Raw genomic sequence first — 14786 nt, 5'->3', positions numbered from 1 at the left:
CCATTCAAGCAGTTACAAACTCATTTCGGGGGCACCACGCGTGAAGAAGCTTCTCGGTAAGGTCGCCATCGTCACGGGCGGAGCCAGGGGGCTCGGTCGTGCATCTGCTCACCGTTTGGCGGAGATGGGTGCGGACGTAGCCCTGCTCGACATCGATATGAAAGCTGCGGCCCGGTACGACGAGCAACTGTCCGCTCCCACCGTAGCCGGGGAGCTGATCGCAAAGGGCGTAGGCAGCCTCGAGCTCGAGGTAGACCTGACCCGTAAGTCAGACACCGATCAGGCATTCGCGCATATCAAGAGTGAACTCGGCCGCATCGACATCCTGGTCAACGTCGCCAGGGGGGCTGACTACATCCGGTAACGGGACCGCGGCGGAGATTCCTCCAGAAGACATTCGTACGAACTTGGACGTCAATTTGATGACGATGGTCCACTGCTGTCAGGCCGCCACTCCCGTGATGCGTTCCTTAAACGGTGGCGTGATCGTAAATGTATCTTCCGCAGCGGGATTGTGGACTTATCCAGCGGGAAAATACGCGGGATATGCGGCCGCCAAAGCTGCCGTAAACCACTATACCCGACACTTAGCCGCCGAGCTGAGCCCGGAAAATATCAGAGTGAATAGCATGGCTCCCGGCTTATTCCTGACATCGCGGGTGGCAGCGCTCTCTGCAGCCAGAGGAATCGGGGGAGCAGCTGAATTGCAGTACATTCCACTGAGGCGCCACGGTAGGCTCGAGGACTTCACCGGCGTACTCGAGTTCTTGGTTACGGACATGTCGTCATATGTAACGGGCGAATGTATCGCCGCGTGCGGTGGCTCATTGTTGACTGGCGGGCCGCAAGTTCGTGCCGGCTAACAATAGCAATTCAACGCGGATCTCCGTCCTGAAGTAAAGCAAATGTCCGCGCGGTGGGTCGCTACAACTCGGACCCCGGAGTTGTAGAAGCGACACCAATTCGATGATCCCCGCGCCCGCCGCTCCCCAACGCCATTCATCCTCGATTCTGGAGTTCGACAGTTTCGACAATATGAATAAATGGTCGTACCATTCGTGGTGAGAAAGAGCGCAAGCGGGTGCTGTCTGTCCCGCGGCCTCTTACTAATTCACGTTAAATGGTCAAATGCGTACTCCACGTTGGAAGGATGGCAGTTCTGCAGATTTGGAGTTTGACAGTTTTCTCGGCAAAAGTTAAAAGGTCGGACCAATTAAGAGATGGGACCTCATGGAAGGCAAATTGGTGATGTGCAACGCAACCAAGCTGGGGCTCATTGGATGACTAACCCGAAGATACCAGTACTGATCGTGGGTGCGGGGCCGGTCGGACTTGCTTTGGCCGGAGATCTGGGCTGGCGGGGCGTGCAATGCTGTCTGGTCGAAAAATCGGATGGGTCAATCTATCAGCCGAAGATGGACATGGTTGGTATCCGCACGATGGAATTCTGTCGCCGCTGGGGTATTGCCAGTTGGGTGGAGAATTCGCCATATCCGCGGGACTATCCGCAGGACAACGTTTGGGTGGAGTCGCTCACTGGCCTCGAATTTGGCCGCGAGCGCATGCCCACCAAGGATGAAGAGCCGTGTCCACCCCAGAGCGCTCAAAAGCGGGAGCGTTGCCCACAAGACATGTTCGATCCGATCCTTCAGCGTTTTGCGAGTCAGTACGGCGTGGTGGAGTTCAGCTATCGAACGGAACTGGTCGACTTCAACGAGACCAAAACCGGAGTCTTAGCGACGCTGCGCGACCCAAAGGGGGAGCAGTATCAGGTTTCCTGCGATTACCTGGTAGGAACTGACGGGGCGGCGAGCGTCGTTCGCGAGAAGCTGGGGATTCCGATGCACGGAGAACCGGTTCTCACCTACACTACCAACGTGATATTCCGGTGTAAGGATCTTCCTGCGCTTCACGACAAGGGTAAGGCGTATCGCTTCATTTTCATCGGCCCGGAAGGAACGTGGCTTACCATCGTCGCCATCGACGGCGCGAATCGATGGCGAATGTCGATCATCGGCGACAAGTCGAAACGAGAGATTTCCGAAACTGAAATCCGCGCACTGATCTTGCGCGCGATGGGCAAGCCATTTGAGTTCGAGATCGAGTCGATCATGCCGTGGGCGCGAAGGGAGCTCGTCGCCGAGAGTTTCGGCACGGAGCGCGTCTTCCTTGCTGGTGACGCTTGCCACCTGATGTCCCCTACGGGCGGCTTCGGGATGAATACCGGTATTGCAGATGCGATCGATTTGTCGTGGAAGCTTGAGGGGGTCCTTAAAGGATGGGGTGGTCCTGAATTGTTGCGTTCCTACGGCATCGAGCGAAAGCCCGTCGCCGAACGAGCCGTGAAGGAGGCGAGCGCGAATCTCGGCCGTATGCTGGCTGCGCGCCGCAAGGCCCCGCCGGAAATCGCCTTCAGGCCAGGGCCCGAAGGCGAGGCTGCCCGACGGGAATATGGCGACTGGTATACGGAGATTATGAAACAGGAATGGTATTCCACCGGCATCCACTTGGGCTTCAACTACTATCATTCACCGGTGGTGTGCCCCGACGGCAGCACGGCTCCTCATGATCAGGTATCGAACTACGTTCAAACCGGGCGGCCCGGTCATCGCGCCCCGCACGTCTGGTTGAAAGACGGCAGTTCTACCTTGGACCTGTTCGGTCGCAGCTTCGTCCTTCTGTGCTTCGCGCCCAACCGTCAAGCCGGAAGTAACAGCTTCGTTGATGCCGCAAAGGAGCGAGGAATTCCCTTGAAGGTCGTCGATTTGGACGAGGAGCGCGAAGCTCGCGAAGCGTATGGCGCCGATTACGTTCTGGTTCGGCCCGACGGACATGTTGCCTGGCGCGGCAACTCGCCGGCGGACGATGTCGGAAGCCTCATGGACACCGTCCGTGGCTTCGGGAAGGCAACTGAGCGGTCGCTCGCGAAAAACAACCGCTTGTCTTCCAAGGATAATGTCTCGGCGGGGAGCGCTCATTGACCTATCTCACCTCCACATCTCTCGATCCGCGTCCGGCGGGAGATCGTCTCCGAGACCTCCTCTCGGGTCCTGGTCTCCTGCAGATTCCTGGCGCCTACAACGGCTTGGCAGCCCTCCAGGCGAAGCGCGCTGGCTTTGAAGCCGTGTACCTGTCAGGCGCTGCGGTGTCGGCATCCATGGGAATTCCGGACCTCGGGATCCTCGGCAAGGAAGACGTCTGCTTTTTCATCCGGCAGATCCGCCGCGCCACCGACCTTCCGGTGGTCGTTGACGGTGATACGGGGTACGGAGGCGTTCTGAACGCCATGGATACGGTCCGTAGCTTCGAGGAAGCCGGCGCGGCGGCAGTACATTTCGAAGATCAGGAACTGCCGAAGAAGTGCGGCCATCTGAACGATAAAAAGCTGATCTCGCCCGAAGAAATGGCCGCCAAGGTCTCCGCCGCGTCCCGGACCCGTAGGCACCTCTATATCATCGCCAGAACGGATGCGGCTGCCAGCGAGGGGTTTGACGCCGCCGTCCGGCGGGCCAAACTGTATTTGGAGGCCGGCGCCGACGCGATTTTCCCCGAGGCTCTCACGAGCGAAGACATGTTTCGGGAGTTCGCCAAACAGGTTAAGGCGCCCTTACTTGCCAACATGACGGAGTTCGGTCGGACGCCTTACCTCTCCGCCGCCGAGTTCGGGTCGCTGGGTTATAGGATGGTTATCTGGCCGGTAAGTGCGCTCAGGATCGCGGCCAAGGCGCAAGAGCGTTTCTACGGGAAGCTGCGAGATGAGGGGCGTGCCGACGGGATGCTGGACGCCATGCAAACTCGTGCAGAGCTCTACGATCTCATCCACTACGCAGATTACGAGGCTCTCGACAATTCAATCAAGAAGACGGTGGTGACCGATTCAATGCGTGGTCTACGCGCGAAAACTACCTGAGGACTCCCGTAACCATAAGGATAACAGGAGAAACCATGGCCTCTGAAGTCATGACCGACGCCAAGCCGCGTCAAGAGCTGGCCGAAGAACTTGCGAAGTACGGAGTTCGGGTCGCGCAACCGGACGATCCGCCCGTTTTCACGAGGGAGCCGAAGAGCACCATGCAACCCTTCCATTGGAAGGCGGCTGACCTGTCGAGATTGCTCGAAAAGATTGGAGCTTCGTTGAAGCTCGAGCAGGGCGGACAACGGCGGACGTTGCGTCTCACCAATCCTGGTTTACCCTACGGTACAACTCCGACGTTCTGGGCATCAATCCAATATATCTTGCCCGGCGAGATCGCGAGCGCGCACCGTCACACCGCAACGGCACTTCGGTTTATCATGGAAGGTAGCGGCGCCGATACGATCGTAGACGGCGAGCAGTACGTGATCAACGAGGGCGATCTCGTATTGACACCCAGCTGGACTTGGCATGATCACGAACACAAGGGCACCAAGCCAATGGTTTGGCTGGACGTCCTTGACATTTCACTCGTCCGATCACTACACGCAACCTTTTTTGAGGGTTCCGATGCGCCGCGGCAATCGGTCAATCAGATTTCGGACCGTTCCTACCGCGAGTTCGGGAGTGGTCTGCTGCGACCCATGAACGAGAAACGAAGCGGCGGTCCGAGCCCCGTTCTCGCTTACAAATGGGCCAGAGCAGAGGAAGCGCTGTCGCAAGCGGTTGGTCTTGATCCGGACCCGTTCGACGACACGCTCCTTGAGTACCAGAATCCGCTGACCGGCGGTCCCGCCCTGCCGACGATCGGCACCGCCATACAAGCGTTGCGGCCCAGTGCGAAATGCAAGGCCCACCGACATACGGGCAGCGTCGTCTATTACGTAGTCCGCGGTGAAGGCATGACGGTGATTGACGGAACCCAGTTCGAATGGTCGAAGGGTGATTTTCTGGCATTGCCACCTTGGGCCGTGCACGCGCACCAGAACCGTTCTGAAAAGGCCGATGCCGTACTGTTCCAGGTGAACGACATTCCGGTCCTGAAATCACTTGGTCTGTATCGGGAAGAGGCGGCTTGACGGCCTGAACCCCGCCATAGACGGAGCAAAAAATGAAGATAGCGAACTTCAATCAAGGGCGCATCGGTATCATCGATGGCGAATTCATCGCCGACGTCTCTCGTGTCGTGAATTATGATCCGGTCAGCTGGCCGCCGACCGGTATGTTGCGTTTCATCGCATCGCTGAAACACATCAAGCCGCGGTTGCTGAATGAGCTTAAGAGTGCCAAGCGGATTCCGCTTACCGAGGCGCAGTTCAATTGTCCGATCGCCTGGCCAAACAAGGTGATTGCCTATCCGGCGAACTACCATGCACATATCGACGAGATGAAGGCGGGAACGGGACTTATCTCGAAGTTCAACGCGAGTGGGCAAGGCTTCTTTCTCAAGTCAAACTCGAGTCTCAGTGGTCCCGGCGACCCAATTGTGCTCCCGGCTCTGCCGGATCGCGAGATCCACCACGAGTGCGAACTCGCTATCATCATAGGAAAGGGTGGACGCGGGATTCCTGTCGAACGTGCACTCGACCATATCTTCGGTTACTCCTGCCTTATCGATGTCGTCGTCCGCGGTAAGGAGGAACGCGTGATGCGGAAGTCGTTCGACTCGTTCTGTCCGATGGGCCCTTACATCACAACGGCGGACGAAGTGCCGCGGTACTACGACATCGACCTGCAGCTGACGGTGAACGGGGATTTACGGCAGAAAGCGAATACGCGGGATCTGATCGTGGGCGTGCCTGAAATGATCTCCATGGCATCGTCGGTGATGACGCTATACCCAGGCGACATCATCGCGAGCGGGACGCCCGCGGGCGTCGGTCCATTGAGGGCAGGGGACCGTGTCGAAATCCGGATTGCCGGCGTGGGCGAGATGGTGCTCGACGTGGAGCAGGGGAAGGAGGGCGCACATCCTGTATGGGAGAAGGCGTCCGTTGCGACGGCTTGAGGCGCCGAAGACGCCTGCCGGCCTCCGGATGGAATGATCAATCGCGCCTTTGGTATCGCGAACGGTGCGGGAGGATAGGTTGGACCAGCTAAGACTTAAGGCCGCTTTCTATCGCGGTGGAACCAGCAAGGCCGTGATCTTCCATAAGAAGGATCTCCCTCAGGGGGAACCGCCTGACAATTGTGACGGATGGGATCGCTTATTCCTGTCGCTTATGGGTAGTCCCGACAGCGCTGAGCGCCAGTTGGACGGCATGGGCGGGGGAATCTCTTCACTCTCGAAAGTGGCTATCATTTCTCCCTCGGAGAGGGAAGACGTGGACGTCGACTACACTTTCGCGCAGATCGGCATCGACAAGCCGATCGTGAGCTATCGGGCGAACTGCGGAAACATCAGCTCCGCCGTAGGTCCGTTCGCACTCGACGAAGGCCTTGTCTCCGTCAAAGGGGAACAAGCCACAGTCCGGATCTTCAATACCAACACCCAGAAGAAATTAGTCGCCCAGTTCGAGACCGAGAATGGCAAAGCAAAGGTCGGGGGCAACTTCAAAATCGATGGTGTTTCGCGGGCGGGCTCGCCGATCAGGCTGACATTCGTCGATCCTGCGGGCGCGGCAACGGGCAAGCTGCTTCCAACCGGAAATGTCCGCGATATTTTGGAGATTGGTAACGGGCGAAAAATCGAAGCATCGCTGATCGACGTCGCCAACCCGGTCGTTATCGTCGACATGGACGATGTCGGCACGGATTCATCCGGTTTCGATACCGCATGGTTCCAGTCCGCCGAAAAGCGCAAACTACTCGAGGACATCAGGGTCGCAGCTGCGCAAAAAATGGGCCTCGTCGCCGATGCGGAAGCAGCCCGAAATCGAATGACGAATCTTCCCTTGGTCGCGATCGTCAGGAGGCCGACAAGCTATCGATCGAACTCCGGCGTCGAGATCGACGGAAAGAGGCTGGATGTCGTCACCCAAATGATGTCGATGGGCCTGCCGCACAAGGCGACTCCGCTGACCGGCGCGATGTGTCTTGCGGCGGCATGCAAGATCGAGGGAACCATCGCCAATGTTCTCGCGAATCCCGAGAGCTTCAGCCGGGACGCTTTTAGGATCGGTCATCCATCGGGAGTCTTGGAGCTCACCGCGGCTTGCGACCGTAGCGGTGGAAATTGGCGCGTAACGGAAGCGGGTGTTTTTCGGACGGCGCGTCGGCTGTTCGATGGTCACGTGCTAGTTCCGTAGTGCCGCAGAGCATTCGCTGCAACGTGCGCGGAAAAGAGGAGCTGTCCAGATTGTTCGCATCGTGGTTTTGCGGATTGCGACGGTATTCCGTCAGAGGCGCCGCTGTTGCTCTCGTAGCAACCGCCTTTGTCGCGTTGCCGCAGACGGCGGAATTCGCAGGTGCCGCTGCCGACAAAGATTATCCGACGCGTCTCGTTCGGATCATCGTGCCATTCCCGCCGGGCGGAGCGGTCGATCTCGTCATTCGCGCCGTCGCGCAGGAGCTGAGTTCGAAGTGGGGCACGCCCGTGATCGTCGAGAATCGGACCGGTGCGGGAGGCACGATCGGGACGGAAGCGGTCTACCGGGCGGCGCCCGATGGCTACACGCTGCTTGCGACGGTCAATCAGACCGTCACGACGGCCCCTTATCTTTTCAAATCGCTACCGTACGATCCGTCGAAGCTCACGCCGATAACGCTCATGGTGGAGAGCGACAATCTCGTGCTGGCCAATTCGCAAGTGAAGGCTGAAACCCTGCGCGAACTAGTGGATCTGGTCAAAAGCGAACCGAAAAAATGGACTTACGGGTCATATGGGCGGGGGTCGCAACCGCAGCTTTTCTTCGAGTACCTCAATAGCAACGAAAGTCTCGACCTCCTGCATGTAGCCTACAACGGCGTCTCGCCACTTCTAATCGCAATGATCACAGGCGAGGTGCCGTTGACGGTCGGCAGCGCGGGAGTGGCGGGTGAGTTCTTGCGCGCAGGTAAGCTGAAAGCCCTCGCCATAGCCGGGAAGAAGCGCTCGGCGCAGTTTCCTGACGTGCCGACCACCGAAGAAGCGGGGTTCGGCTACTTACAATCGTCGATATGGTATGCGGTGTTTGCACCGCCCGGCACCCCGGCCGGGATCGTCAACAAGCTCGGAAGCGACATCCGGAACATCCTCCGGCGTCCCGATTTCAACGAGCGCCATCTGTCGTCGAAAGGGCTCGACACGGTCGCAAGTACGTCCGAAGAGCTTGCCGATATCGTGCGGAACGAGACAGTCACCGTCAAGGACCTGATAGAGGCCGCGAAGATTCAGCCCGAATAGGCGACGACGAGCGGCGAGGAGCGGTGCAGCGAAATGAATAAGCTTTCGCCAAAACCACTGCAATGTCTGTGATCGGTCGCGCGTTAGCTCCTGGAGGGAACACGCGAACCTGACAGACGGCAGCAGGGTCTGCTCTGTACGGCGGTAGAAAGCGTTGTCGCATTTCTCGAGGGGGAGCTTTCAATGTCGTCGGTCCGCAAGCTCTCTCCGTCGAAAGGTGAGACGGACGCGGCGCAGAGCTAATGCGACAATAAACGCCCCGAAAACGTGTTGGCTTGCTCGAGGAAAACGGTAGGACCATTACCATAAGACCGAGAGCAAAGGCGGAGGAACCGCGGTCCTCACCGCTCGGTAGATCGAGCAGGGAGAGAAATACCGCCGTAAAATAGGCCAAGTGGTGGGAGCGCCATGCAGGTACGCCATTGGAGCGGGTTACGAAGCCTGGACTCGAGGCAGCTCAGCTCCGCACCTCTTGACGTAATGGTTCGACCAATTATAATCTACTCAAGCAGCCGGGGACCTTCGGGGGCAGGGAGCGGGACCAGACGATTGCACAGGCGCTCTAGCGTCGTCGCGAATAGTTCAGTCGTGCCGTCGAGCGCGACTTCAGCAAGAGCGCGGTGCCCAAAGCCGGACCAATTGATGTGTGCATTCTGCTCGGAGTCGCAGGAGCCTCGAGCTTACAACTAATAGAACGGGGAGTACGCTTGGTGAGTAGACTGTTCGGAAACGTCCGTCAAAACGGCTACGTGGTGAAGGATATCAACATAGCGTTGGATCACTGGACCAAAACGCTAGGCATCGGACCTTTTTACAAGATCGACAAGATTCCGCTGAGCTCCTATCGCTACCGCGGTGAGGAGAGCCCGGTTGAGCTCGCTGTGGCTCTCGGCTTCTCGGGCGGGATCCAGTTCGAGCTTATTCAACAGCTGAACGACGCGCCTTCGCCATACCTCGATTTCGTCAGAGACCGCGGATTCGGGCTCCAGCACATCAGTTCCTGGAGTGCGCAGTATGACAGGGATCTACGGACGGTCGCGGCGGCGGGCATCTCGGTGATCGCTGAAGGTAAGGTCACCAACGGACCACGCTTTTGCTACTTCGACACCGGCATGATCGGTGGGACCATGATGGAGATGGCCGAGTTCTCTCCCGAGTTCGCCGCGCGTGCCGCAAAGATGGAGCGGGCGGCTCGTGAATGGGATGGCCGCGAGCCTGTGCGGCCATACGCATCTCTTCTGCAGCCAAGCTGACCTGCGATAAACCGATAGAGACAAGACGGAGAAAAGGCATGGAATTCGACATCAGAAACTTGACCAACGGTGTGGACACAGCCTTGTCGAAGACGACGAACCGGCTGCATCGAGCGATCCTGCTCAATTATCGCAGGCACCAAATGTTGGAGGTCTCAGGACGCTATCAAGAGATCTTCGTCCCCGAGATGACTGTCGGGGAGCCCGAGTATTTCATCTACGGCGGATTTCACGCGAGTGGCGTCGTGCATCTCAAGGGCGAGACCGCGGTAAAGAACCACTACAAGAGCATGGTAGATCGCAAGGTGACCGTGATCCTGCTTGAGGAGGAGAAGGTCGCGGTCGCCGACTGGGGTTTCGCCTCCGAAGCGCTGTTCCATACATTCAAGCCCGGCCGAGAATGCCTGAATTCTTTCGGGGCAGAGATCGATGATCCTGAGGCCGTCTTTCTTGAATCTCGTTCGGTATGTATGGCGTGGCGATACGACGAGCGCGGCCGGATGATCGGCGAGAGTGTGTATTCGGCGCCGAAGGCCACACTGCGTAAAGTTCAGCCAGCAGAACTTCTTACGGTTGAGCAAGTTCGTGAGACACTTGCACCTTTGATCAACGAAGTAGAGCCGCTGGAGTTTGCCTAGCGCATTTGGGTGAGGTGGGTCGGCATCGGTCAGGAACGGGCCTGGCGCGCCCCCGGCTTGTTCCGCGTCAGCTTGTCCGATCTTAATTTGGGAGAATGGGTATGAGGATGGTGACCGTCGGGCCACCTTGGGGCCTTGAGGCGCTTGCGTTTACCGATCAGGATGTTCCTGATCCAAAACCAGGAGAAGTCCTCGTTCGTATTCAAGCCAGTTCGCTGAACTATCACGATTATCTCCTCCTGTCTGGGCGAGTGCGTTCAGCGGATCGGTTCATTCCGCTCGCCGATGGTGCGGGTGAAGTCGTGTCGGTGGGGGCGGATGTGTCGCGCTTTGCGGTCGGCGACCGCGTCTTATCCACCTTTTTCCCAGGTTGGCATGATGGACCGGTAGGAGCTGACAAGAAGGGACGTATTCCTGGAACGCACGGGCACGGTTTTGCCGTCGAATATGTTGCTTGCCCCGAAGCAGCCTTCACGCGGCAGCCCGAGGGATTCACGATGACGGAAGCGGCGACGCTTCCCTGTGCCGGCCTTACCGCTTGGAATGCGCTAAATGTATGCGCGCGGATCACGCCCGGTGACTGGGTCCTCACCCAAGGGACCGGAGCGGTATCCATATTCGCGTTGCAGTTTGCCAAGGCCGGCGGAGCGCGCGTAATCGCAACGTCCTCTTCGGATGGTAAGCTTGAGCGCCTCAAGGCGCTGGGAGCAGATTACGTCATCAACTATAAGACCGAGCCGAAATGGGGCGCCTTCGCGAAGGAAATCACGAATGGCCGTGGCGTCGACATTGTCGTTGACGTCGGAGGTGGACCTGTGCGTGAATCGATCGCTGCGTGCCGCATCGGTGGCAGTATCTCCGTAGTGGGTCACCTCGCCGGGGGCGCCGGAGAATTTCCGACCGTTGAAATCGTGTTGAAGTCGATCTCAATCTCGGGCGTGAGCGTTGGATCGCATGCAAGCCAAAGAGCCATGATTTCCGCCATCGAGGCCAACAAGATCAAGCCGGTCGTCGATTCGACGTTTCCCCTCGATAGGATCAAGGAAGCATTCGCCTATCAGGAGTCGCAGCGCCATTTCGGTAAGATTGCGATTGAGATCTAGAACCGTGTGAGCAAGGGCGAACGACGTCGACATGGATATAAAATTTCGGGAAAAACGCACGCCCTTCAGTTTGCTCAATCGGGCGGGCGAGACGAGATGACGCAGGCACTGCTCGCGCAGGGAAATTCTCCCCTGCTTGCGGTTCGCGACGTCAGCGTCGTGTTCGGCGGCATCATCGCGTTGAATGGCGTTTCCTTCGACATGCATCAGGGCCAGATCCTTGGGCTGATCGGACCGAACGGCGCCGGCAAGACGACGTTGTTCAACTGCCTTTCCAGGCTCTATCAGCCGAGCGCCGGCGACATCCTGATGGATGGCGAGAGCATCCTGAAGCGGCCGCCGCACCGGATCGCCGAGATCGGCATCGGCCGCACCTTCCAGAACGTGGCGCTGTTTCCGAACCTGTCGGTCATGGACAATGTCCGCGTCGGCACCCATGCCCGTACCTCCAGCGACATCATCTCGGACTCGCTGAAGCTCGCCTGGGTCCGCCGCACCGAGGTCTCGGTCAACAAGAAGGTGCACGAGATTCTGGCCTATCTCGATCTTGAGGACGTCGCCCATACCGTGGTGTCCGGCCTGCCATTCGGCACCCAGAAGCGCGTCGAGCTGGCGCGCGCATTGGCCGCAGATCCCAGGATCCTGCTGCTCGACGAACCCGCCGGTGGTCTCAACCACGAAGAAGTCTACGTACTCGGCGACCTCATCAAGCGGATTCGCAACGAGCGCAAGATGACCGTGCTGCTGGTCGAGCATCACATGGGCCTCGTGATGTCGATCGCCGATCACGTCGTCGCACTCAACTTCGGCAAGAAGCTCGCCGAAGGAACGCCGGCCCAGGTTCAAGCCGACCCGGATGTCATCAAGGCCTATCTGGGGAGCAAGGACCAATGACCGCGATGCTCAACGTCAAGGATCTGCGCGCCTATTACGGCCAGGTCCAGGCGCTTCACGGCCTCTCCTTCGCGCTCGACGAGGGCAGCCTGACCACGCTGCTCGGGGCCAACGGCGCCGGCAAGACCACGACCTTGCGCGCGATCTGCAGCATGGTGCGCTCGACCGGCGCGATCGAATTCGACGGCAAGCCGCTGGCGGGACGCTCGACCGAAAACGTCGTCCGTCTCGGCATCGCGCATGTGCCGCAGGGCCGCGGCACCTTCACCACCATGACGGTGGAAGAGAACCTTCAGCTTGGCGCCATCAGCCGCTCCGACAAGAAGAACATCGTCTCCGATATCGAGCGCATGTACGACCATTTCCCGGTGCTGAAGCAGCGCTATACCCAGCAGGCCGGCACGCTGTCCGGTGGCGAGCAGCAGATGCTCGCGGTCGCCCGCGCGCTGATGCTGCGGCCGCGGCTGATGCTGCTGGACGAGCCGTCGTTCGGGCTGGCGCCGCTGATCGTGCGCGATCTCTTCCGCATCCTCGGCAAGATCAACCGCGAAGACAAGGTCACCATCCTGGTGGTGGAACAGAACGCGCAGCTGGCGCTGGAACTGGCCGACCAGGCCTATGTGATCGAAACCGGACGGATCGTGATGTCGGGCAATGCCAAGGACATCGCGAACAACGAAGACGTCCGTAAATCCTATCTCGGATATTGAGGAGCGCGGCCGTGGAGCTTTTCGTCAATCAAGTCCTGGCCGGCGTCGCCACCGGTGCCATCTATGCCTGTATGGCGCTCGCCGTGGTGATGATCTACCAGGCGATCGACCATCTCAATTTCGCCCAGGGCGAAATGGCGATGTTCTCGACCTTTATCTCCTGGCAGATGATGCAATGGGGCGTGCCGTATTGGGGCGCCTTCGTGCTGACCATCATGTTTTCGTTCGCCGGCGGCATCGCCATCGAGCGATTGCTGTTCAAGCCGCTCGCCAAGGCGCCGATCCTGACCAACGTCGCCGGCTTCATCGCGCTGTACGCGATCATCAACAGCGTCGCCGGCCTGATCTGGGACTTCACCATCAAGCAATATCCGACGCCGTTCGGGTCTTCGCCCTTCCTCGGCAGCCAGCTGATCTCGACCCACCAGGCCGGAATGATTGGCGTCACGATACTGCTGCTGATCCTGCTCTACTTCTTCTTCCAGTTCACGCGGATCGGCCTCGCGATGCGGGCGGCGGCCTCGCTGCCTGAATCGGCGCGGCTCGTCGGCATCAACACCTCATGGATGATAGCGCTCGGCTGGGGCATGGCGGCGGCGATCGGCTCGATCGCCGGCATGCTGATCGCGCCGGTGGTGTTCCTGGAACCGAACATGATGGGCGGCGTGCTGATCTATGGCTTTGCTGCGGCCGTGCTTGGCGGCCTGACCAGCCCGCTCGGCGCCGTGGTCGGCGGCTTCCTGGTCGGCGTGTTCGAGAATCTCGCCGGAACCTACATTCCCGGGGTCGGTAACGAGTTGAAACTTCCGATCGCGCTCGCGCTGATCATCGTCGTATTGGTCGTCAAACCGGCTGGGCTGTTTGGCCGGCCCATCGTGAAGCGAGTCTGATCATGAGCGCTGTCGAAGACGTCGTCACCGAAGCCCCGGCCGTCGAAGCCGGTCCGAAGCGTGCCATGACGCTCGGCTTCGGCACCCCGCTCGTGGTTCTGGCTGTACTCATCCTCGTTCCGCTGTTCGCGAAGAATTTCATTATTTTCCAGTTGACGCAGTTGCTGTATTTGGGCCTCGCCGTGCTTGCGTTGAACATCCTGACCGGCGGCAGCGGCCAGTTCTCGCTCGGCCAGAGTGCGTTCTACGCGGTCGGCGCCTATACGTCGGCGATCCTGATGGAACACGGCGACGTGAACTATGCCTTGACGTTGCCGATCGCCGGCATCGTCTGCTTCGGCTTCGGCTTCCTGTTCGGCCAGCCGGCGCTGCGGCTCAGCGGGGTCTATCTGGCGCTCGCGACGTTTGCACTCGCCACCGCGATGCCGCAGCTGTTGAAACTCGGCTATTTCGAGTACTGGACAGGCGGCGTGCAGGGCCTCGTCGTGACCAAGCCCGACGCGCCGTTCGGCCTGCCGATCTCGCAGGACATGTGGTTCTATTACTTTACACTGGCGATCGGCATCGGGATTTATACCGCATCGGTGAACCTACTGAACTCTCGTTCGGGGCGCGCCTTCATGGCGATCCGCGACAACGAGATCGCGGCCTCGGCGATGGGCGTCGACGTCGCGCTGTACAAGACGCTGGCGTTCGGAGTCAGCGCCGGTATTACGGGCGTCGCCGGCGCGCTCGGTGCCATCGCCGTGCAGTTCGTGGCGCCGGACAGCTTCACCATCACGCTCGCGATTCAGCTGTTCCTGGGCATGGTGGTCGGCGGCGTCGGTTGGCTGCCCGGTTCGATCGTCGGCGCGGCCTTTATCATCTTCGTGCCGAACATCGCGGAAGACGTCTCCAAGGGCCTCTCCGGCGCCGTGTTCGGCGTGATGCTGTTCCTCGTCATCTTCCTCGTGCCGCATGGCGCAAGGCAGATCGCAGTCCTTGGTCTGCAACTGGTTGCGAAGCTCAAAAGGAACTGATGCGCCGCTTCATGTGCCACCCAGCTAACTTATTGAGAGACT

15 protein-coding genes are annotated in these 14786 nt (G+C 59.3%); all 15 read left to right on the top strand.

From position 1 onward, the window contains the following. Positions 1–40: 40 nt before the first annotated feature. Positions 41–364, top strand: coding sequence for an SDR family NAD(P)-dependent oxidoreductase (locus UP10_RS43575; RefSeq protein ID WP_044592002.1), 324 nt, complete (start codon positions 41–43; stop codon positions 362–364). Next, complete coding sequence (locus tag UP10_RS46825; protein WP_197086993.1) at positions 303–863, top strand: SDR family oxidoreductase; 561 nt, start codon at positions 303–305, stop codon at positions 861–863. The genes UP10_RS43575 and UP10_RS46825 overlap by 62 nt, the downstream gene beginning before the upstream one ends. A 417-nt stretch (positions 864–1280) precedes the next feature. Continuing rightward, positions 1281–2981, top strand: coding sequence for an FAD-dependent oxidoreductase (locus UP10_RS36565; RefSeq protein WP_063775423.1), 1701 nt, complete (start codon positions 1281–1283; stop codon positions 2979–2981). After that, on the top strand, positions 2978–3910 hold the full coding sequence (gene prpB / locus UP10_RS36560; RefSeq protein ID WP_044592001.1) for a methylisocitrate lyase: 933 nt from the start codon (positions 2978–2980) through the stop codon (positions 3908–3910). Before UP10_RS36565 ends, prpB begins: the two co-directional genes overlap by 4 nt. Before the next feature lie 35 nt (positions 3911–3945). After that, positions 3946–4992, top strand: coding sequence for a cupin domain-containing protein (locus tag UP10_RS36555; protein WP_050043988.1), 1047 nt, complete (start codon positions 3946–3948; stop codon positions 4990–4992). A gap of 32 nt (positions 4993–5024) precedes the next feature. Then, a complete protein-coding gene (locus tag UP10_RS36550; protein ID WP_044592000.1) occupies positions 5025–5921 on the top strand; it encodes a fumarylacetoacetate hydrolase family protein in 897 nt (298 codons plus the stop codon). 64 nt (positions 5922–5985) lie between these two features. Continuing rightward, positions 5986–7161 carry a 2-methylaconitate cis-trans isomerase PrpF family protein gene (locus UP10_RS36545; protein ID WP_283807713.1) on the top strand — a complete coding sequence of 392 codons (1176 nt, stop codon included), beginning with the start codon at positions 5986–5988 and terminating at the stop codon, positions 7159–7161. 50 nt (positions 7162–7211) lie between these two features. Next, positions 7212–8237 (top strand): Bug family tripartite tricarboxylate transporter substrate binding protein, encoded by a 1026-nt coding sequence (locus tag UP10_RS36540; protein ID WP_197086992.1) that lies wholly within the window; start codon positions 7212–7214, stop codon positions 8235–8237. A 710-nt stretch (positions 8238–8947) separates the two neighbouring features. After that, positions 8948–9490, top strand: coding sequence for a VOC family protein (locus UP10_RS36535; RefSeq protein WP_044592256.1), 543 nt, complete (start codon positions 8948–8950; stop codon positions 9488–9490). A gap of 38 nt (positions 9491–9528) precedes the next feature. Then, positions 9529–10128 carry a hypothetical protein gene (locus UP10_RS36530; protein WP_044591998.1) on the top strand — a complete coding sequence of 200 codons (600 nt, stop codon included), beginning with the start codon at positions 9529–9531 and terminating at the stop codon, positions 10126–10128. A gap of 101 nt (positions 10129–10229) precedes the next feature. Next, a complete protein-coding gene (locus tag UP10_RS36525) occupies positions 10230–11231 on the top strand; it encodes a zinc-dependent alcohol dehydrogenase family protein (protein ID WP_082077450.1) in 1002 nt (333 codons plus the stop codon). 96 nt (positions 11232–11327) lie between these two features. After that, positions 11328–12125, top strand: coding sequence for an ABC transporter ATP-binding protein (locus UP10_RS36520; RefSeq protein ID WP_044591996.1), 798 nt, complete (start codon positions 11328–11330; stop codon positions 12123–12125). Continuing rightward, on the top strand, positions 12122–12835 hold the full coding sequence (locus tag UP10_RS36515; RefSeq protein WP_044591995.1) for an ABC transporter ATP-binding protein: 714 nt from the start codon (positions 12122–12124) through the stop codon (positions 12833–12835). The genes UP10_RS36520 and UP10_RS36515 overlap by 4 nt, the downstream gene beginning before the upstream one ends. An 11-nt stretch (positions 12836–12846) precedes the next feature. Beyond that, entirely contained in the window at positions 12847–13725 is an 879-nt protein-coding gene (locus UP10_RS36510; RefSeq protein WP_044591994.1) for a branched-chain amino acid ABC transporter permease, read from the top strand. Positions 13726–13727: 2 nt separating this feature from the next. Then, positions 13728–14744, top strand: coding sequence for a branched-chain amino acid ABC transporter permease (locus UP10_RS36505; protein ID WP_044591993.1), 1017 nt, complete (start codon positions 13728–13730; stop codon positions 14742–14744). Positions 14745–14786 lie beyond the last annotated feature (42 nt).

This window comes from Bradyrhizobium sp. LTSPM299 (assembly GCF_000938235.1).
Classification (GTDB): Bacteria; Pseudomonadota; Alphaproteobacteria; order Rhizobiales; family Xanthobacteraceae; genus Bradyrhizobium.
This window is presented reverse-complemented; position numbering and strand designations above follow the sequence as displayed.

Bases quoted from the DNA above. Each gene is read 5' to 3' on its own strand.
- UP10_RS36505 (WP_044591993.1), top strand. From the start codon at position 13,728: ATGAGCGCTGTCGAAGACGTCGTCACCGAAGCCCCGGCCGTCGAAGCC.
- UP10_RS36555 (WP_050043988.1), top strand. From the start codon at position 3,946: ATGGCCTCTGAAGTCATGACCGACGCCAAGCCGCGTCAAGAGCTGGCC.
- UP10_RS36520 (WP_044591996.1), top strand. From the start codon at position 11,328: ATGACGCAGGCACTGCTCGCGCAGGGAAATTCTCCCCTGCTTGCGGTT.
- UP10_RS36565 (WP_063775423.1), top strand. From the start codon at position 1,281: ATGACTAACCCGAAGATACCAGTACTGATCGTGGGTGCGGGGCCGGTC.
- UP10_RS36515 (WP_044591995.1), top strand. From the start codon at position 12,122: ATGACCGCGATGCTCAACGTCAAGGATCTGCGCGCCTATTACGGCCAG.
- UP10_RS36550 (WP_044592000.1), top strand. From the start codon at position 5,025: ATGAAGATAGCGAACTTCAATCAAGGGCGCATCGGTATCATCGATGGC.
- UP10_RS36525 (WP_082077450.1), top strand. From the start codon at position 10,230: ATGAGGATGGTGACCGTCGGGCCACCTTGGGGCCTTGAGGCGCTTGCG.
- UP10_RS36530 (WP_044591998.1), top strand. From the start codon at position 9,529: ATGGAATTCGACATCAGAAACTTGACCAACGGTGTGGACACAGCCTTG.